Here is a 19,803-nt window from a genome sequence, read left to right as displayed (position 1 = left end):
TCAAGGACACCTCAAGGGTCTCACGTGCCGCCGACAGCCCGACCAACCGTTCAGGGGACCTCGTAGTCCTTGCCCAGGACGACGGTGACGTCGGCGTTGGCGGACGCCTTGCCCTGGCGGACCGCCTTGGCCGGCAGGCCCAGGGTCTTGGCGACCTCGTCGGCCTTGGCCTTCTGGGCGGCGTCGCCGTAGACGATCTCGGAGGTGCTCTCCGTGCCGTCCGTCCTGCCGCCGTCGACGACCGCGTAGCCGCCGTTCACGAGGACGATCCGCGCCGCCTCGGTGGCGTCGGGGTCGCCGCTGGCGTTGCGGACGCCGACGCGCACGACGGAGCCCTGCTCGGGGGCGGTGACGGAGCCGCCGAGGATGTCCTCGACCACGCTGCGCCCGGCCTCCTCGGTGAGCCGTCCGTCGCCCTCCACCGGCAGCATCGCCGTCTTGTGGGCGCCCTTCTTGGCGTGCTCGGCGAGCTTGGCGAGGGACGCGCCCAGATCCTTGTCGGGGAGGGACGGGTCGAGGATCTGCGCCAGGGACTGGATCGTCGTGGTGGCGCTCGCGGGGTCGTCCGACATCTTCCGCAGGACCCCGTGGACGACCTGGCCGAACCGCTGGAGCTGCTCGGCCTCGGACTCGCCGTCGCCGCGGTGGGTGGCGTAGGCGACGGCCATGCGGCCGTCGAGGGTCTGGTTCTCGCCCTGCTTGACGAGCGGGGGCTCCCCTTCCTTTGCGGCGGGCACCTCCGCGTCGGTGGTGACCTCGATGCCGCCGACCAGCTCCACGAGGTTCTCCAGGTACGGGGTGTCGAGCCGCCACGTGCCGGTGATCCTGGTGCCGAGGAGGGAACCGATGGCCTCACGGGTGCCGGAGGAGCCGTCGTCCTCGACGGACTTGCCGAGGGTGGTGGCCGTCCCGTCGTCGTTGGTGACGGCGAGGGCGTTCGGCAGGAGGACGGTCGTGCCCTGCTTGGTCGTCGCGTTGTCGACCAGGAGGGCGGTGGACGTGGCCTCGTCCTTGGTGTTGTGCAGGTGCAGGACGATGACGTCCCGCTTCTGCGGGCCGGTGGCGGTGGCGCCGCCCTGCTGCGCGTCCTCCTGGGACAGGCCGGGGAGCAGCCCGGCGTACCACAGGTAACCGACGCCGCCGACGAGCGCCAGGGCGAGGGCGACGACGAGCGCGACCATCCGGTTGCGTCCGCGCCGCTTGGCCTCCTCGCGGCGCTCCGAGCGGCTCTCGGTGAACTTGAGCCAGTCGATGACGTCCTCGGACTCCTCGTCCGACTCGTCGACGAAGGCGAACTGCTCCGTGCTGTAGTCGCCGGCGTCACGGGCCCCGCGGGCGTCCCCGGTCTTCGGGCGCTCCCGGGGCCCGGGGGCCTGCCCGGCGGCGCGCTCCCCTGCGGCGCGGCGCTCGTCGCGCGGGCCGCGGGCCCTGCGACCCCGCGCGGGCGTCTCGGGCGCCGCGGGCTGCTCCGGCTCCGACGCGGGGCGCCGCTGCCCGGGCACCGGCGCGGGCGCGACGGCGTGCCCGGTGGTCGGGGCGGACGCGGCCTGCGGGGCGGCCTGGGGTGTGGCGTGCGCGGCCGGCTGTCCGGGCGCGGACGGGCGCCCCTGGGGCTGCCACTGCTGGGCGCCGTACGGGTCGTGGCCATACGGCCGGCCGTCGTCCCGGGGCTGCCCGGGGGCCTGCGCCTGCCGGGGCTGCTGCTGCGCCGCGTGGGCCTGGCCCTGGTACGGCTGGTCCTGGTACGGCTGGTCCTGGTACGGCTGGTCCTGGGAGTACGCCTGCCCCCGCGGGTGGCCCTGGTTCCCGGGGTACTGCTGACCTCCGGAGTACTGCTGGTCTCCGGAGTGCTGCTGGGCCTGGGGGTACTGCTGGGCCTGGGGGTACTGCTGGGGGTCGGGGTACGGCTGTGCCCGGGCGTACGGGTCGTAGCCGTACCCGTACTGCTGCGGTCCGCCGTCCCCCGTCCGGCCCGTCCCGGGCTGCTGCCGGTCCGAGGCTCCCTGCTGGTACACCGGCTGCCCGTACTCGTCGTAGCCGACGATCTGCGGCTGCGGCGGGTAGTACGGGTCGTGGTGGTCGTTCCGGTCGTTCACCGGTGCCCCTCTCCGTGCCTCATCGGCCCCGGTACAACTGGCGCTTGTCGATGTAGCGCACCACACCGTCCGGTACCAGGTACCAGACCGGGTCGCCCTTGGCGACCCTCGCGCGGCAGTCCGACGAGGAGATGGCGAGCGCGGGCACCTCGACCAGGGAGACGCCGCCCTTGGGCAGTCCGTCGTCCGACAGGTCGTGACCGGGGCGGGTCACCCCGATGAAGTGCGCGAGCGAGAAGAGCTCCTCGGCGTTGCGCCAGCCCGGCATGATCTGCGACAGCGCGTCGGCGCCGGTGATGAAGAACAGATCGGTGTCCGGGTTGAGGGAGCGCAGCTCCCTCAGGGTGTCGATCGTGTAGGTGGGGCCGGCGCGGTCGATGTCGATGCGGCTGACCGAGAACTGTGGGTTCGACGCCGTGGCGATGACCGTCATCAGGTAGCGGTCCTCAGCCGGGGAGACCACCTTGTGGGTCTTCTGCCACGGCTGCCCGGTCGGCACGAACACCACCTCGTCGAGGTGGAACAGGGCGGCCACCTCGCTGGCGGCCACCAGGTGTCCGTGGTGGATCGGGTCGAACGTCCCACCCATCACGCCAAGGCGGCGTCTGCCGGGACTTCTCGGCACTTCCTGCTCTCCCATGCGTGCAGAGCCTAACGGCACGTCGCTGCGGCCTGGTCCCGGCGGGCGCCGGCTCAGCGGTCGCGGTTGAAGCGGGTGGTGACCCAGAGCAGGAAGAGCAGCGCGAGGAGCGCGCCGCCGCCGGTGAGGTAGGGGTTGAGGCTCTCGTGGTTGCCGCCGTGCCCGGAGCCGCCTTCGGCGAGCGTGACCAGGTGGGCGGCGGCGGTGTGGAGGCTGCTCATCTTCTGCGGACCAATCCATCGGGGTCGGGGGCGGAGACTTCGCGCACATCGTATGCGGGCGGTGCGGGCACGCTCACGCCGACTCAGGCGTTGTCGTCGCACGGGCCGTTGTCCACAGGCCGTTGTCCACAGCCTCGGCGGTCTCTGAGACCAGCGCCTACGCTGAGGTCTGTCCGGGGGACGAGGCAGATCTCGTACGACATATGGGGGCAACCATGACTGAGAACGGCCACGAGAAGATGCCGAGCCGTACGCGCCGGCGCTTCCCCGGGATCTCCTCCCGCGCCTACGAGCATCCGGCGGACCGATCGGCGCTCGTCGCGCTGCGCAAGCTCACCGGCTTCGACACCGTGTTCAAGGCGCTGAGCGGACTGCTGCCGGAGCGGAGCCTGCGCCTGCTGTACCTCTCCGACTCCGTGCGCGTGAGCGACGCCCAGTTCGCCCACCTCCACGACATGCTGCGGGACGCCTGTTACATCCTCGACCTGGAGAAGGTCCCGCCGATGTACGTCACGCAGGATCCGAAGCCGAACGCCATGTGCATCGGTCTGGACGAGCCGATCATCGTGGTGACGACGAGCCTGGTGGAGTTGCTGGACGAAGAGGAGATGCGGGCGGTGGTGGGCCACGAGGTCGGCCACGCCCTGTCCGGCCACGCCGTCTACCGGACGGTGCTGCTGTTCCTGACGAACCTGGCGCTCAAGGTCGCGTGGATACCGCTGGGCAACGTGGCGATCATGGCGATCGTCACGGCGCTGCGGGAGTGGTTCCGCAAGTCGGAGCTGTCGGCGGACCGGGCCGGCCTCCTGGTCGGCCAGGACGTGCAGGCCTCGATGCGCGGTCTGATGAAGCTGGCGGGCGGCCATCACCTGCACGAGATGAACGTCGACGCCTTCCTGGCACAGGCGGAGGAGTACGAGGCGGGCGGTGACCTGCGCGATTCGGTGCTGAAGATCCTGAACGTACTGCCGCGCAGCCACCCGTTCACCACGGTGCGGGCGGCCGAGCTGAAGAGGTGGTCCGAGAGCCGCGACTACCAGCGGATCATGGACGGGCACTACACGCGGCGTTCGGAGGACGGGGACACCTCGGTCGCCGACTCCTTCCGCGAGTCCGCCGGCCACTACGCGGACACGGTGCGCGGCAGCAAGGACCCGCTGATGAAGCTGGTCGGTGACATAGCCGGTGGCGCCGGGGACCTCGGCGGAAAGCTCTTCGAGAGGTTCACCGGAGGCGGGGGCGGGGGCGGCAACCGCCCGAGTACCGGCGCGGGCGGTGACGGTGGCGGGGCGGCCGGCGCCGACGGGGACGGTCCCGGCAAGGCATGAGGGGCGGGGCGCGTCCGTCCGGGGCGAGTGGTCGTCGGGTGGCCGCGTCCCGGGCCGAGCGGGTGGGGGCCGACACCGGAGGTTCGACCCCAGGGTGACTGATGCCTCGGACCCGGCGGGCCGGGCCCGCGCCGGACGAGCCGGGGCGGCCATGGGTCGGCGCGGACGAGCCGGGGCGGCCGACGAGTAGGTGCCGACGAGCCGGGGTCGGCCGGGGTGAGGCCGCCCGGCGGATCGGTTCGGACCGGCGCCCGGGTCGGGTGGATCTGCGGCCCCGACCGGTGCGGCCGGGTGGTCCGCTGCCTGCGCCCCCGCGCGTCAGGGCGGCGCGGGCTGCGAGGCGGGGGACAGCGGCGCGCAGTGGCGGGCGGCCGTGGCGGGGGCGGAGGCGTACGGGTCGGCCGCCGGCGGGGCCGTGGCCCGGGCCCGCTCCCCGGCCAACAGGGGGCGCAAGGCCCCGGACAGGTCGGCGGAGCAGTCCATCGGACCCGCCTGCACGTGGCTCGCCACCAGCTCGACGCGGTGTGTCCGCAGGTCGTCGCGGTCGAAGCGGAGGCGCAGTTCACGACGGACGGTGAAGAGGGAGGCGTCCGCGGAGTCGCCGCCCGAGGCGGCGGGACGCAACGCGTAGGTGGTGGTGTGGTCGGCCGTCACCTCCAGGACACCCGCGGACACCTCGGCCACCCGGAGGGATCCCCTGACCCGGACACCGGGGTCGGCCAGTGCCACACGGGCCGGGTCGAAGCGGACGAGCCAGCCACCCGTGGCGTGCTGCCCGTCGGCGGCCGGGGAGTCGAGGCTCCGGTCGAACTGGGCGAGCTGGCCCGGGTCGAGCAGCGCCCGCACCGGGCGGACGGTGGCGCCGGTGACGACGGCCGGGTCGAGGGACGATCGCACCAGGTAGTCCCTGGCAACGCTCAGGGCGGCCGTCACCTGCCCCTCGGAGAAGTGGGTGGTGCGCCGCGCGGCGGGCAGGGCGACACCGGCCGCACCGGAACGGTCCGAGGCCGCGGGTCCGCGGGCGAACAGGTCGCCGGGTTCGCCGCCCGTGACCGCGCCCGCGGGGGCGAGGGCGACGAGGGTCATGCGGAGCGGTTCCGCTCGCTGGTCGGAAGGGGGCTGGTAGGGGTAGCGGGAACCGAAGTGGACGGCGGCGGCGAAGACCACCGCGACGAGCAGGACCACCAGCAGGGCACCGGCGCCCGCGCCGCGACCGCGCCGGCGGACCCGGCCGGGGCGGTACGCGTACCGGTCGTCGTCGATCGCCATGTCGCCGTCGCCGCCGGAGGATCCGCCGTGCCGGATGCCGGGGTCTTCGGGGTCGGCAGTGGTGTCATCGGCCATCCGCTCCAGGGCGGAGAGCTCCCTGATGCGGGCAGCGCGGACGAAGGACTCGTCGAAGACGACGGACCGGTACTCGTCCCCTCCGCCGGGGAGGCCCTCCGGCGTCTCGTCGGGCGGGTCGACACTCCCTGCCATACCTTCAGGGTGGGTCCGAGGCGGAGCCGGTAAACGCGGCACGCGGCCCCGAGTGGTGGGATGGGCGGCGGCGGTGTGGGCGGACCTCGGGTCCGGCCGCGCCGGCAGGGGCAGGCGTGGTGCCGGGGCGGGTGCCGCGGGGATCAGGGGGTGTGGTGGGTGGCGGGGACGGGTGGGGCGGGGTGGGCGGCGGGGGGTGAGGGGGGCGGGGGCCCGTCCGGGCTCACATCGGTGCTCGCCGGTGTCGGCACCTGCTCCTCGCGCTCACCGGAGGAGCTGCGGTACACGGCGGCGAAGGCGAGGGCGACCATGCCGAGGCCCATCAGCAGGGCGACGATCCAGGCGACGGGGCGGTACCAGCCCGATCCGGGCCGGTACGGACGCAGGGCGCCGCCGTAGGGCCCGTAGGGGTCGCAGGACTCGTACGGGTCGTCGTCCCGGTCGTCGTCGTGGAGGGCCGGGCCGTACGGGTCGTCGTCGGGGGGAGCGCCGCGGCCGCGCGCCCTGGCGGCGTCCGCGTCGGCCCGGGCCTCGGCCGCGGCGAGGAGCCGCTCGACGGCGGTCGGCTCGTGGAACGCCGCGGCCCGTACGAAGTCCTCGTCGAACACCACGGAGGCGAAGTCCTCGTCAGCGCCTCCGCGGTCGTCGTCGGGCTCCCGGCCGTCCGGAAACGGCCTGCCCCCCACGTCGTCCGGCACGTGCTCAGAGTAGCCCCGGAGGGTGTCCTTCGGCAGGGAGAGCGTGCAAGCTCCCCCAGCCGGAGGACTGGGCGCGGAGAGGCGGCGGTTACCGGATGTGACCGTCGCCGGTGACGATGTACTTGGTCGACGTGAGCTCCGGCAGGCCCATGGGGCCGCGGGCGTGGAGCTTCTGCGTGGAGATGCCGATCTCCGCGCCGTACCCGAACTGGCCACCGTCCGTGAAGCGCGTCGAGGCGTTCACGGCGACCGTCGTGGAGTCCACCAGCTGGGTGAAGCGGCGGGCGGCGGCCTGCGACGTGGTGACGATCGCCTCGGTGTGACCGGACGTCCACAGGCGGATGTGGGCGACGGCGGAGTCCAGCGAGTCGACGACGGCCGCGGCGATGTCGTGAGAGAGGTACTCGGTCTCCCAGTCCTCCGCGGTGGCCGGGACGACGGTGGCCTTGGAGCCTTCCGCCCGGGCGAGGACCCGCTCGTCGCCGTGGACGGTGACGCCCGCCTCGGCGAGGGCTTCCAGGGCGCGCGGCAGGAACCGGTCGGCGATGTCCTGGTGGACGAGGAGGGTCTCGGCGGCGTTGCACACGCTGACCCGCTGCGCCTTGGAGTTGATGAGGATGTCGACGGCCATGTCCAGGTCGGCCTGGGCGTCGACGTACACGTGGCAGTTGCCGGTGCCCGTCTCGATGACGGGGACGGTGGACTCCTCGACGACCGTGCGGATCAGGGAGGCGCCGCCGCGCGGGATGAGGACGTCGACCAGGCCGCGGGCGCGCATCAGCTCGCGGACGGAGTCGCGCGACTCGCCCGGCACGAGCTGCACGGCGTCGGCGGGGAGGCCGGCGCCGCCGATGGCGTCGCGCAGGACCCGCACCAGGGCGGTGTTGGAGGCGTACGCGGAGGAGGAGCCGCGCAGCAGGACGGCGTTGCCGGCCTTGAGGCAGAGGGCGGCGGCGTCGACGGTGACGTTCGGGCGGGCCTCGTAGATGATGCCGACGACGCCGAGCGGGACGCGCACCTGCCGCAGGTCGAGGCCGTTGGGGAGGGTCGAGCCGCGGACGACCTCGCCGACCGGGTCGGGCAGCCCCGCCACGTGCCGGACGTCCGCGGCGATGGCGCGCACCCGCTCGGGGGTGAGGGTCAGACGGTCGACGACCGACTCGCTGGTGCCGGCCTCGCGGGCCCGGGCCACGTCCTCGGCGTTCGCCCGCACGATGTCGGCGGTGCGGACTTCGAGGGCGTCGGCCATGGCCAGCAGCGCGTCGTCCTTGGCCGCGCGCGGCAGCGGCGCGATGTCGGCGGAGGCCGCGCGGGCCCGGTAGGCGGCCTGTGCCACCGGCGACATGTCGTCGTACGGGTGCATGGACGGGGAGGCGGATCGCGAGGTCATGCCCGCAGGGTAATGCGCCAGGCGCGGACACCCCACATATGTCCGGCTCCGTCCCGCCGTACGAGACACCCGGGGTGACCGTCACGAACGGAGGGTGCCGGTGTCCCCGGGCTGTCCGCGGTGCGGCGGCGCCGTGCGGCCCGGTGCCCGCGCTGGGCCGGGGCCGCGACCGGGGCGTCGCGCCCGGACCGCGCCCGGGGCGGAACCGTACCGGGCCGGGTACGGAACCGGGCCGTGACCGCACCGCACCACGCACCGCACCGCATCACACGGCACCGGGCCGGGTCGCACCACGTACCGGCCCAGGGCGGACCCGGACCGGCCGCAGTCCGGGCCGCAATCCCGGCCGGGGCCGGGGCCAGGACCGGGACCGGGACCGGAGCCGCGGGCCTGGTCCGCGACCGTGGCCGAAAGCGAGCGCCGGGACCGGGGCCGCCCGACCCGCGGGGGCCCGCTCCGGGTGCCGGTGTCAGTACGGGTGCACGCCGACGGGGGCGGCGGGCGGCGGTCCGTACCCCTCGGCGACGCGCTGGTGGTAGGTCTCCCGGTCGATGACCTCCAGGCCGACGATCTCCCACGGCGGCAGCTTGGCGCTCTGGCGGTGCTCGCCCCACAGGCGCAGGGCCACGGCTGCCGCGTCGTGCAGGTCGCGGGCCTCCTCCCAGTACCGGATCTCGGCGTGGTCGGTGGCGTATCTGCTGGTCAGCAGGAAGGGGTGGTCGTGGGCGAGCTGTTCCAGCGCCCGCCGGACCTCGTCCAGCGGGGCTTCCCGCCCGGACACGGTGAGGGTGATGTGCCACAGCTTGGACACCGGCCGGTCGGGGGTGCCGTCAGCGGCTCCCGCGCCCGTGCCGGTCCCGGCGCCGGTGGTCGTGCCGGTTCCGGGCCGGAAGGCGGCGTCGTCGAAGTCGGCCCCGGCCTCGACACTGGTCAAGGCACGTTCGGTCGTCCCGCGGGGCAGGGCCCCTGGGCGCGCTCGTCTCACCGGCGGCCTCCTGTTGATGCGTTGTCGTGCTGTCACCCCACTTACCCCCCGGACAAAGTTGACCAGCCCCGGGCGGAGCGTGGGGCGGTTTTGGGGAAGCTCTCCGGAGGTTGACCCGACTTTCAGCCGTTCCAGGGGTGCAGGACGACGAGATCGTCCCTGTGTACGACCTCCCGCTCGTACGCCGGTCCGAGTTCCTTCGCCAGTTCCTTGGTGGAGCGGCCCAGGAGCTGGGGGACCTCCTTGGCGTCGAAGTTGACGAGGCCGCGGGCGACCGGCCGGCCGTCGCGGTCGCGCAGCTCGACGGGGTCGCCGGCGGCGAAGTCGCCCTCGACGGCGGCGATCCCGGCCGGGAGCAGGGACTTCCGGCCCTGTACGACGGCGCGGACGGCGCCTTCGTCGAGGGTGAGGGCTCCCTGGGGGGCGGAGGCGTGCGCCAGCCACAGCAGGCGCCCGGCGGAGCGCCGGCCGGTGCGGTGGAAGTACGTTCCGGTGTCGCGGCCGGCGAGGGCGTCGGCGGCCCGGCTGGCCGAGGTCAGCACGACGGGGATGCCGGCGGCGGCGGCGATGCGGGCGGCCTCGACCTTGGTGACCATGCCGCCGGTGCCGACGCCGGCCTTCCCGGCGGAGCCGATCTCGATGCCGGCGAGGTCCGTGGGGCCGCTCACCTCGGCGATGCGGGTGGTGCCGGGGCGGCTCGGGTCGCCGTCGTAGAGGCCGTCCACGTCGGAGAGGAGGACCAGCAGGTCGGCGCGGACGAGGTGGGCGACGAGGGCGGCGAGCCGGTCGTTGTCGCCGAACCTGATCTCGTCCGTGGCGACGGTGTCGTTCTCGTTGACGACGGGCAGGGCGCCCATGGTGAGGAGTTGTTCGAGCGTCCGGTAGGCGTTGCGGTAGTGGGCGCGGCGACTCATGTCGTCGCTGGTGAGGAGGATCTGCCCGACGCGGACGCCGTAGCGGGCGAAGGAGGCGGTGTAGCGGGCGACGAGGAGGCCCTGGCCGACGCTGGCGGCGGCCTGCTGCCGGGCGAGGTCCTTGGGGCGGCGGTCGAGGCCGAGCGGGGCGAGGCCGGCGGCGATGGCGCCGGACGAGACGAGGACGATCTCGCGCCGGGCGTCACCGCGGACCTTGGCGAGTACGTCGACGAGGGCGTCGACCCGGTCGGCGTCGAGCCCGCCCGAGGCGGTGGTCAGGGAGGACGAGCCGACCTTGACGACGATCCTGCGGGCTTCCGTCACGAACTGCCTTGCCACTGTCACGGGGCGAATCTATGCCAGCCGGGGTGGTCGGTGCGCGTTCGTTCCATCCGGTGGACACGTTCGTGGACAGCTCTCCGGACCCGTCTCCGGTCCGTCTCCGGACCCGTCTCGGGACGGGCCGGGGCACGGTGAGGCGCCAGGTCACCGAGGTGGGGCGGAGGGTCGGAGGCAGGCGCTCCGACGCCCTGCGCGCCCGACCCGGGGCGCCGTGGGGCCCGACGTACCGAGGAGCACGACGTACCGAGGGCCCGACGTGCCGAGGACCCGGCACGCGGACGCCCCGGCGCCCGGGCCCCGTGCGCCGCGTCCCGCCCGAGGCGCCGACGGCCCGTGTCCGCCCCGGGCGGGGGGCGGGGACGGGCCGTCGCCGCGGGTGGGGGTCAGCCGACCGAGGTGGTCTCCGCCGCGTCGTCCTCGTCCTCCGCGACGAGGACGCCCAGCGCGCCGCCGCCGGTCCTGCCGGGGGCGCCGGCGACGGGGTGGTCGGCCGGGTCGGTGGGGTCGGTCGCGGTGTCGTCGGGGGTGCCGATCGGCGGGGCGTCGTCCTCGCGGTCGACCTCGCCGATGTGCTGTCCGGCGAGCCGCTGGGCGACGCCGGCGTTGCGGGCCTCGGCCTTGGCGGTGAGGGCGCGCAGGGCGGCGTCGAACTGCTCCATGGAGGTGGGCTCGTCGGGGCCGAGCAGGTACTGCTTCAGCTCGCGCCGTTCCCGTGCCGTCCGGTCGGCGGCGGGGTCGGCGACGGCGGCGAGGAGTTCGTCGAGTTCGGCGGCGCTGTTGGTGAGGATGACGGCGGCGCGCACGGCGGTGTTCTGGCGGCGGAACTCGTCCGGGCCGAGCTCCGCCGAGTCGGTCACCGCGTACGGCTTGCCGCTGGCGATGAAGTCGGACACGACGCTGGAGATGTCGGAGACCATGGCGTCGGCCTCGTTGAAGCAGTCGTAGAGGCGCGGTTCGGCACCCGTGACGACGCGGTGCTCCCACCAGCCGGCCGAGCGCCAGTAGGCGTCGTTCCACTCGGCGCGCAGGCGCTTGACCTCGGCGAGGCGGTGCGGGTCGGCGAGGGAGACGCGGGAGGTCTCGGCGGCGTCGCTGCCCTTGCGGCCGGGGCGGGCGAGGGCGGCCAGGCGGGTCTCGATGCGCAGGAGTTCGGCGCGTGCGGCGGCCTGCCCGGCCTGTGCGGCGGCGGCCTCGGCGGCCCAGCGCGGGTCGGTGGCGCGCTGTGCGGCGGCGTCGGTGACGAGCTTGCGGATGCGTTCGTCGACGGCCTTGGCCTTCTTGTCGACGAGGCCGGTGAAGGGGTGGGGCTTGTAGATGACGCGGACGGGCCGGTCGGCGTCCAGGAGGCGTCGGACGATGTTCTCGCCGGCGCGGAGGAGGGAGGTGTTGCCGGGGTTGCCGTCCCAGCCCTCCCAGGTGGGGGCGTACAGGACGGTCGGGACGGGGTTCGCGGGTGCGCCCGTCCAGCGGCGGATGGGCGCGAGCTGCGGGCGGCCGACCTCGACGATGTCCTCGTCGCGGACGCCGACGTCGGCGAGGGCGTACCGGTCGCGGCCGGCGCGGCCGGCGGTCCACACCTCGTCGTACACCTTGGAGAACGGGTTGACGCTGGCGAGCTTGTCGCTGTCGCCGTGGCCGATGAAGACGTGCTTGGAGGTCGGCACGCGCAGCATGTGGATGTTCTTGCCGACGTTGGCCGGGTAGAGCGTGACGCGCACGGTGGACCAGTCGCGGGCCATGACGTGCTGTCCGCCGGGGATGCACAGGATGGGCACCCAGGTGTCGCCGAGCTTCGGGACGAGGCTCGGCTCGCGCATGATGACGATGGGCCGGCCGTCGACCTGTTCCATGGTCTCCAGCCACATGTTGACCTGGTAGGCCGAGTCGTCGGAGCCGGAGAAGTACAGGGCGACGGTGGGCTGGTACTCGCGCAGCCAGGTGTCGACGGCCTTGAGGACGGCGCCCGTGCCGGGGACGCGGCGCTTGCGGCGCAGGTACGGGGCGAGGAGCAGGATGTACAGGACGCCCAGGCCGAGGGTGGCGGCGACACCCGCGTAGGCGGGGACGGCGCGGCCGGTGACGACGGCGGCGACCACGCCGACCACGGCGGGGAGGTCGAGGTGGAGCATCTTCTCGCCGGAGCGGTGCAGCAGGGTGCGCGGCGGGGCGTCGGGGATGCGCACGCCGTGCAGGTCGACGTTGCGGGTGACGACCGGCATGGTGCGGCGGAGCTTGATGAGGGTGGCGAGCGCGCCGTGCGGGGCCTGCAGGCCGTAGAAGAGCAGGAAGCACGCGACCGTCGCGTAGAACACCGGCTGCTCGGCGAGGTTCTCGCGGGCGAGGAGCAGGATGAGCAGCAACTGCCGCAGCAGGAAGCGGATGGGCAGCCCGGCGCGGACGCTGTTGAGGCGGTTGACCAGGTAGCTGTTCTTCTGGTGCAGGTACCAGTCGGCGGCGTAGGTGACGGCGCCGGCTGCCGCGAACAGCCAGATGTTCGGGATCAGCGCGGCGAGCATGACGGCCGGGTAACCGAGTCCCATGAGGACTGCCGCGGCCAGCTCCGACCGACTGCCCACGCGGGCCAGTCGAATGACGGTCGAAATCACGTAGAACCTGCTCCAGACGGGGATGCCGGTTGTTTTACAAGGCTTGGTTCCGTGAAGGCGGTACTTCACTGCGCCGGTACTTCACTGCTCGGGCCCCTGCATTCGCGATGCTCGCGGTGATGCAGGGGCCCGGGAATTCACATCCTGCGAGTATTACACATCTTCCTGGCGGTCCAGGACGGCCGCGAGGGCCTGCTCGAAGCCGGACGCCTCGCCCGCGGCGCGGGTGGGGTCCTGCTGGCGCACGTCGATGACGTGGCCGGTGAGTTCGGAGAGCAGGACGTCGAGGGAGGTGCGGGCGACGGCCTCGGAGGAGAGCAGGGATCCGGCGGGCTCCTGGCCGAACGCCCGGGTGCGCATGGGCGTGGCGGTGCGCTCGGGATTGACGCAATTGACGCGGATTCCGTCGGTGGCCCATTCGTCGGCGAGCGCCTGGGTGAGATTCACCATGGCGGCCTTGGTGGACGAATAGAGGCTGTACTCGGCGCGTCCGCGGGTGTAGCTGGAGGAGGTGTAGAGCAGGAGTTGCCCCCTCGTCTCCACCAGGTACTTGTAGGAAGCACGGGCAATCTGGACGGGTGCCAGGTAATTGACGTTCAGGGCTTCCTGAATGGTGTCGTTGTCGGTTTCCGCGAGCTTGCCGATGCGCAGGACGCCCGCCGTGTTGATGACGTAGTCGACGCGGCCGGTCTCGCGGTACGCGGTGGCCAGCGCGTCCTCGACGTGCTGCGGGTTCTCGACGTGGGTGCCGGTGGTGGAGCGGCCGAGGGCGTAGACCCGCGCGCCGTACCGTTCGGCGAGCGCGGCGATGTCGGCGCCGATGCCGTACGAGCCGCCGAAGACGACGAGCGTGCGGCCGGAGAGCAGGGCGCGGTAGGCGTCCTCGTCGGCCTGGGCGGGGGCGGCGGTGGAGGCGAGCTGGAACAGCTTGTCGGCGATGAAGACGTCGACGGGCTGCGTCACCTTCATGTTGTACTCGTCGCCCGGGACGACGTGGATCGGCACGTCGGGGAGGTAGCGCAGGACGACGGAGCAGTCGTCGGTGGCCTGGAAGTTGGGGTCGCCGGCCGCGATCTCGTAGGCCCGGCGGATGGTGGAGAGCTTGAACGCCTGCGGGGTCTGGCCGCGGCGCAGCCGCGAGCGGTCCGGGACGTCGGTGATGAACTCGCCGTCCTCGCCGTGCGTGCGCGTCACGATGATCGTGTCGGCGGACGGGATGGCGACGTCCACGGCCTGGTAGCGGTCGAGAGCGGCGACGCAGTCCTCGATCACCCGCTGCGACAGCAGGGGTCGGACGGCGTCGTGGAAGAGGACGTTCAGGTCCTCGCCGTCCGCGAGGCCCTCGCCGAGGGCGCGGATGGCGCGCTCGGTGGTCTCGTTGCGCGTGGCGCCGCCCTCGATGATCCGGGTGACCTTGCTCAGGCCGGCCTTGGTGACGATCTTCTCGACGTCGGGGACGAAGCCCGGCGCCATCAGCACGATCACGTCGTCGACGCTGTCCGCCTGCTCGAAGATCGAGAGGGTGTGCTCGATGACGGCCTTGCCCGCGATCTTCAGCAGCTGCTTCGGGATGGCGAGGCCCACCCGCTGGCCCGTGCCCCCGGCGAGGACGACGGCGGTGGTGCGGGTCTTGGCTTCACGAGGCGCGGACGGAGGCGCAGACACAGGGACGACCTACCTTGCTATGGCTCGGGGAACGGGCTGATGGTCGCACCCTGCGTGACCGTCTCGCAAGGCGGGTCGGGCGGGGTCGACCCCTGCCGGCAACCGGTGGTTCACCGTGTGGCCAGCTGTGTTGGCGGGGTGGGAAAACACACGGGTGGTGACGGACCGCACATGAACCGGCGGTTCGGGACGGCGTGTGGGCCCTTCGCGATCACGGTGTGTGGAGCCACCACACTCCTGGTGTGCTCGGAGGCGCCCACGGTCCGCCCCTCCGCTCTCCCGGTGCCCGCTCACGCGCCGGTGACCTTGAGGTACAGGGCGTTGTGGCCGTCGTAGCGGAGGGTGAGCTCGGTCATGAGCTGGGGGCGGCGACGGACGCGGCGGGCGACGCGGCGCAGCAGGAGCAGCGGACGCCGCCGGTGCCGCCGGACCGGGCGGTACGTGAACACGTCGGCCTTGGCGACGACGTCGTCGAGCAGGCGGGCGACCTTCACCGGCGGCTCGCCGTCGGCGTACCGCAGCCACAGCGCCCAGGTGTCCTGGTCGCGGTGGCGGCGTGCGGCCGGCTCGTCCCACGGGAGGGTCACGCGGAAGCGGTGCCCGGGCTGCCAGGTGCCGGGGACGGCGAACTCCTCGTGGCTGTCGTAGCGGCGCAGGACGAGCTCCGGTCGCTCGGCGACCCGCTCGACGGGGCCGAGGAGCCGTCCGGTGACGGTGACGTGGTCGTCGGCGAGCGCGACGTCGCCCGCCTCCGCGTGCACGGCCCGCGCCCAGGCGCGCAGCTCCAGCAGGTGGCGGGGGGCGCGGCGGTACGGGACGAGGTGGCGCACCGGGTCACCGGGGGCGAGGCGGTCGGCGGGGCGCAGCGCTCCGCGCTGGTCGACGGCGCGGGCGGTGAGGGGGGCGCGGGTGCCCGTCGCCGGGTGTTCGGCGTGGCACACCCAGTTGCCCTCGGCGAGATCCTCGCCCGCGGGGACGGTGACCGTGCCGTCGGGCGCGAACGCCCAGGAGCGCTCCACGGGCGTACGGCCCTGCAGGACGGCGACCAGGCGCAGGCCCTCGTACCGGGCGGCCGCGGCGGGCGGGGCGAGCAGGGTGACGGCGAGGGAGCCGTCGGGCCGGACCACGCAGTCGGCGACGGGCTCGAAGCCGTCGGGGGTGGCGGAGCCCGCGGGGGTCTTCGGGGTGGTGTCCGTGGCGGCACCGGGGCCGGCGTCGTTCGGGGCGCCGGACGCGACGGCGTCCGTCGTGGCGCCGTCCCCGGCGTCCGTCGTGGCGCCGTCCCCGGCGTCCGCCGTGGCGCCCTGCCCGGCGTCCGCCGTGGCGCCGTCCCCGGCGTCCGTCGTGGCGCCCTGCCCGGCGTCCGTCGTGGCGCCGGAGTCGGCACCGGCCCCCTCGCCCGCCCCGGCACCCGGCCCCTCACCGGCCGCGAGCTCCCGGCCCCCGGTCGCCCTTGCGCCGGTCCCCGCGCCGAGTTCGGCGAACAGGTCGGCGTACCGCTCGGCGATGGCCGACGGGTCGAAGCGGCGGGCGTTGCGCCGGGCCGCCTCGCCCATGCGCCGGCGCAGCGGCTCGTCGTCGATGAGCCGCAGCAGGGCGGCGGCCACCGCGTCGGCGTCCCCGACCGGTACGAGCAGGCCGTCCTCGCCGTCGCGGATGATCTCGCGCGGGCCGTAGTCGCAGTCCGTGCTGACCATCGGGACGCCGCAGCGCATCGACTCGACCAGGGTCATGCCGAACGACTCGTGCCGCGAGGTGGAGACGGCGACCGCGCCCTTGACCCACTCCGGCTCGATGGGCGAGCGCGGTCCCATGAGGAAGACGTGGTTGTGCAGGTCGAGCGCCTGGATGCGGCGCTGGAGCTTCTCCCGCTCGGTGCCCCAGCCGCAGATGCGCAGGGTCCACTCGGGGTGGACGGCGGCGACCTTCGCGAACGCCTCCACGAGCACCTCGTACTGCTTCTCCCGGGAGAGGCGCCCGGCGGCGACGACGGTGGTGCCCGACTGGTCGGAGGGCGCGACCATCGGTTCGGGCACGCTGTTCGGTATGCACAGGACCCGCGTGTCCGGCAGGCTCATCCGCTCCCGCCACACCGCGGCGTCGCCCTCGGAGACGGTCACGAACGCGTCGAGGGCCTCAAGGTGGGGCCGCATCTCGTCGCGCAGCGCCTGCTTGTGGTGGTTGTGCGTCATGTGCTCCTGACCGATGAGCACGGCGCCGCGCGGGGCGAACCGGGCGACGTACGCGACGAGGCCCGGGCGGGTGCCGATCACGACGTCGGCGTCGGAGCCGGCGTAGTGGGCGCGCACCCGCTCGTCGGTGAGCCGGCCGTACTCCTTGTACCGCGCTTCGTTGCGGGGGAAGGCCGTGGACGGCGCCAGGAGGTCCGGGTGCTCCTTCTCGTTCGTCGGCGAGGAGGTGCGGGTGTCGATCAGGGGGACCACGGTGATGCGCGGGTCGATGGTGAAGAGCGGGATGTCGCGGTGCCGGAAGACGGAGACGATCTCGACCTCGTGCCGGTCCGCGAGCTCCTCCGCGAGGTTGAGCGTGGTGCGGATGGTGCCGCCTATCCCGTAGACGGTGTGAATGAGGAAAGAGATCTTCACCGGTGCCCCATGTGTGTACGAAGGGGGCGCTGCGAGGCCGCCCCGAAAGCTAGACGGCGACGGAAACCGAAAGGTTGTGCAGGTCGGGCCCATTTTCCGCCCGCCACCGCGACGGCGCCCGACGGACCCGGCACACCCGCCGCACGGCGCCGCACCCGTCCCGCCCGCCGTCCCGCGCACGACGGCGGGCGGGGCCGCCGTGTGGCGACCCCGCCCGTTTCCGTACGTACGACGACGAACGGCGACCACGAAACCCGGGCCACGACCGCCGCCACCCGTCGCGGGCGGGCCCGGCGGCTCCGACGGCCCGGCAGCTCCGACGGCGACCCGTGACGGACCTCCGTCACGGGTAGGCCGGCCCCGCCCCGCCCGTCAGAACGGGTTGAACTCGTCGTACTCGCGCTCGGCCTCGTCGTGCTCCGCCTGGCGGTCCTTGCGGCGCTGGGCGGCCGGACGCGGGGCCTCCAGGCGGTGGTCCTCACCGCGGCGGCCGAGCATCTCGGCGCCGGCCATCATGGTCGGCTCCCAGTCGAAGACGACCGCGTTCTCCTCGGGGCCGATGGCGACGCCGTCGCCCGCGCGGGCCCCGGCCTTCATCAGCTGGTCCTCGACGCCGAGGCGGTTGAGGCGGTCGGCGAGGTAGCCGACGGCCTCGTCGTTGTTGAAGTCGGTCTGGCGCACCCAGCGCTCCGGCTTCTCGCCGCGGACCCGGTACAGGCCGTCCTCCTCGCGGGTGACGGTGAAGCCGCTGTCGTCGACGGCCTTCGGACGGATGACGATGCGGGTCGCCTCCTCCTTCGGCTTGGCGGCGCGCGCCGTGCCGACGATCTCGGCGAGCGCGAACGACAGCTCCTTGAGGCCCATGTGCGCGACGGCCGACACCTCGAAGACGCGGTAGCCGCGTGCCTCCAGGTCCGGGCGGATCATGTCGGCGAGGTCCTTGCCGTCCGGGATGTCGACCTTGTTGAGGACGACGATGCGCGGCCGGTCGTCGAGCCCGCCGTACTGCCGCAGCTCCTCCTCGATGACGTCGAGGTCGGAGACCGGGTCGCGGTCGGACTCCAGCGTGGCCGTGTCGAGGACGTGCACGAGGACGCTGCACCGCTCGACGTGGCGCAGGAACTCCAGGCCGAGGCCCTTGCCCTGGCTGGCGCCGGGGATGAGGCCGGGCACGTCGGCGATGGTGTAGACGGTGGAGCCGGCGGTGACGACGCCGAGGTTCGGCACCAGGGTGGTGAACGGGTAGTCCGCGATCTTCGGCTTCGCCGCGGAGAGCACGGAGATCAGCGAGGACTTGCCGGCGCTCGGGTAGCCGACGAGTGCGACGTCGGCGACGGTCTTCAGCTCCAGGACGATGTCCTGGAGGTCACCGGGCTCGCCGAGCAGCGCGAAGCCGGGGGCCTTGCGGCGGGCGGAGGCGAGCGCCGCGTTGCCGAGGCCGCCGCGGCCGCCCTGGGCGGCGACGAACCGGGTGCCGTGGCCGACCAGGTCCGCGAGGACCTCGCCGTCGCGGTCCAGGACGACCGTGCCGTCGGGTACGGGCAGGACCAGGTCCTGGCCGTCCTTGCCGGAGCGGTTGCCGCCCTCGCCGGGCTTGCCGTTGGTCGCCTTGCGGTGGGGCGAGTGGTGGTAGTCGAGCAGCGTGGTCACGGACTGGTCGACGACGAGGATGACGTCGCCGCCCCGCCCGCCGTTGCCGCCGTCGGGGCCGCCGAGCGGCTTGAACTTCTCCCGGTGAACGGAGGCACAGCCGTGGCCTCCGCTACCCGCGGCGACGTGCAGCTCGACGCGGTCCACGAAGGTGGTCATGGTGGGGGTGCCTCCAGCAGTGCGGAAAGAACGTACGTGTGTCTCAGCAGTAACAAGCGAAAGGCGGACCCTCTTCCCGCACGGCGTACACCGTGCGGGAAGAGAGGCCCGCCCTCACGAAGCGTCCGGTCAGGCGACCGGGACGATGTTCACGACCTTGCGGCCACGGAAGGTGCCGAACTGCACCGAACCGGCCTGCAGCGCGAACAGCGTGTCGTCGCCGCCACGGCCGACGCCCGCACCGGGGTGGAAGTGCGTGCCACGCTGGCGGACCAGGATCTCACCGGCGTTGACGACCTGACCGCCGAAGCGCTTCACGCCGAGCCGCTGAGCGTTGGAGTCGCGACCGTTCCGGGTGGACGATGCGCCCTTCTTGTGTGCCATGTCTCCTCAGTCCCTTACTTCGCGGCCGTCGGGATCGCCGTGACCTTGATCGCCGTGTACTGCTGGCGGTGGCCCTGGCGACGGCGGTAGCCGGTCTTGTTCTTGTAGCGCAGGATGTCGATCTTGGCGCCCTTGTGGTGGTCCACGACCTCGGCCTCGACCTTGATGCCGGCCAGGACCCACGGGTCGCTGGTCACGGAGTCGCCGTCGACAACGAGCAGGGTCGAGAGCTCGACCGTGTCGCCAACCTTGGCAGTGGAAATCTTGTCAACCTCAACGATGTCGCCGACAGCAACCTTGTGCTGGCGACCACCGCTGCGCACGATGGCGTACACGGATCTCTCCTCGCTCGTTACGGAAACCCCTGACGCCAGCCGTCCGCACGGGCCGGGGCCCGCGACTGAACCGGATGGTTGGAACGGCCTCTCCCGACCGGAGCAGGGAGGGAAGGTGCTCAGGAGCTGGCGCGCATGGAAACACGCCGACGGTCAAGACTACGATCCGTCCCCGCCGGGGTCAAACCGACCTTGACGCCCGCACCCCCGACCGCCGGCGCCCCACGCCCCTCCCCCGCGGGCCACTCCCCGGCCCAGCCGCATCCGGCACGACGCACCCGGCACCCGGCACCCGGCACCGGGCA

Annotated in this window: 15 protein-coding genes; 1 reads left to right on the top strand and 14 read right to left on the bottom strand. The window is 73.4% G+C overall.

The genetic code is table 11. The features are described 5' to 3' along the window. Positions 1 to 50 precede the first annotated feature (50 nt). Genes ACF053_RS07360 through ACF053_RS07350 form a run of 3 tightly spaced genes read right to left on the bottom strand, consistent with a single transcriptional unit; the run spans position 51 to position 2,957 of the window. A complete protein-coding gene (locus tag ACF053_RS07360; protein WP_391952965.1) occupies positions 51 to 2,096 on the bottom strand; it encodes an LCP family protein in 2,046 nt (681 codons plus the stop codon). A gap of 19 nt (positions 2,097 to 2,115) precedes the next feature. Then, positions 2,116 to 2,736, bottom strand: coding sequence for a nicotinate-nucleotide adenylyltransferase (gene nadD, locus ACF053_RS07355; RefSeq protein ID WP_391952964.1), 621 nt, complete (start codon positions 2,734 to 2,736; stop codon positions 2,116 to 2,118). A gap of 53 nt (positions 2,737 to 2,789) precedes the next feature. Beyond that, entirely contained in the window at positions 2,790 to 2,957 is a 168-nt protein-coding gene (locus ACF053_RS07350) for a hypothetical protein (RefSeq protein WP_391952963.1), read from the bottom strand. A 215-nt stretch (positions 2,958 to 3,172) separates the two neighbouring features. Between ACF053_RS07350 and ACF053_RS07345 the strand changes: the two genes are divergently transcribed. Beyond that, positions 3,173 to 4,285 (top strand): M48 family metallopeptidase, encoded by a 1,113-nt coding sequence (locus ACF053_RS07345; RefSeq protein WP_391952962.1) that lies wholly within the window; start codon positions 3,173 to 3,175, stop codon positions 4,283 to 4,285. A gap of 318 nt (positions 4,286 to 4,603) precedes the next feature. Here the strand turns inward: ACF053_RS07345 and ACF053_RS07340 are convergent, their stop codons facing one another. From ACF053_RS07340 to rplU, 11 genes are all read right to left on the bottom strand, one after another. Next, positions 4,604 to 5,764 (bottom strand): SCO2583 family membrane protein, encoded by a 1,161-nt coding sequence (locus tag ACF053_RS07340; RefSeq protein ID WP_391952961.1) that lies wholly within the window; start codon positions 5,762 to 5,764, stop codon positions 4,604 to 4,606. 143 nt (positions 5,765 to 5,907) lie between these two features. After that, complete coding sequence (locus ACF053_RS07335; protein WP_391952960.1) at positions 5,908 to 6,462, bottom strand: SCO2584 family spore wall biosynthesis protein; 555 nt, start codon at positions 6,460 to 6,462, stop codon at positions 5,908 to 5,910. An 88-nt stretch (positions 6,463 to 6,550) separates the two neighbouring features. After that, entirely contained in the window at positions 6,551 to 7,852 is a 1,302-nt protein-coding gene (locus ACF053_RS07330) for a glutamate-5-semialdehyde dehydrogenase (RefSeq protein WP_391952959.1), read from the bottom strand. A 469-nt stretch (positions 7,853 to 8,321) separates the two neighbouring features. Beyond that, positions 8,322 to 8,837, bottom strand: a complete 516-nt coding sequence (locus ACF053_RS07325) for a hypothetical protein (RefSeq protein ID WP_391952958.1) — start codon at positions 8,835 to 8,837, stop codon at positions 8,322 to 8,324. A gap of 122 nt (positions 8,838 to 8,959) precedes the next feature. Then, entirely contained in the window at positions 8,960 to 10,075 is a 1,116-nt protein-coding gene (gene proB, locus ACF053_RS07320) for a glutamate 5-kinase (protein WP_391953201.1), read from the bottom strand. A 401-nt stretch (positions 10,076 to 10,476) separates the two neighbouring features. Then, a complete protein-coding gene (locus ACF053_RS07315; RefSeq protein ID WP_391952957.1) occupies positions 10,477 to 12,699 on the bottom strand; it encodes a hypothetical protein in 2,223 nt (740 codons plus the stop codon). Between the two features lie 153 nt (positions 12,700 to 12,852). Further along, on the bottom strand, positions 12,853 to 14,364 hold the full coding sequence (locus tag ACF053_RS07310; RefSeq protein ID WP_391952956.1) for an SDR family NAD(P)-dependent oxidoreductase: 1,512 nt from the start codon (positions 14,362 to 14,364) through the stop codon (positions 12,853 to 12,855). Between the two features lie 290 nt (positions 14,365 to 14,654). Further along, positions 14,655 to 16,970 carry a glycosyltransferase family 4 protein gene (locus ACF053_RS07305; protein ID WP_391952955.1) on the bottom strand — a complete coding sequence of 772 codons (2,316 nt, stop codon included), beginning with the start codon at positions 16,968 to 16,970 and terminating at the stop codon, positions 14,655 to 14,657. Between the two features lie 372 nt (positions 16,971 to 17,342). Then, positions 17,343 to 18,779 (bottom strand): GTPase ObgE, encoded by a 1,437-nt coding sequence (gene obgE / locus ACF053_RS07300; RefSeq protein WP_391952954.1) that lies wholly within the window; start codon positions 18,777 to 18,779, stop codon positions 17,343 to 17,345. Positions 18,780 to 18,908: 129 nt separating this feature from the next. Continuing rightward, complete coding sequence (gene rpmA / locus ACF053_RS07295) at positions 18,909 to 19,163, bottom strand: 50S ribosomal protein L27 (protein WP_010476314.1); 255 nt, start codon at positions 19,161 to 19,163, stop codon at positions 18,909 to 18,911. Between the two features lie 14 nt (positions 19,164 to 19,177). Further along, positions 19,178 to 19,498 carry a 50S ribosomal protein L21 gene (gene rplU / locus ACF053_RS07290; RefSeq protein WP_023588745.1) on the bottom strand — a complete coding sequence of 107 codons (321 nt, stop codon included), beginning with the start codon at positions 19,496 to 19,498 and terminating at the stop codon, positions 19,178 to 19,180. Positions 19,499 to 19,803 lie beyond the last annotated feature (305 nt).

The organism is Streptomyces kanasensis (assembly GCF_043077165.1).
Classification (GTDB): Bacteria; Actinomycetota; Actinomycetes; order Streptomycetales; family Streptomycetaceae; genus Streptomyces; species Streptomyces changanensis.
This window is presented reverse-complemented; position numbering and strand designations above follow the sequence as displayed.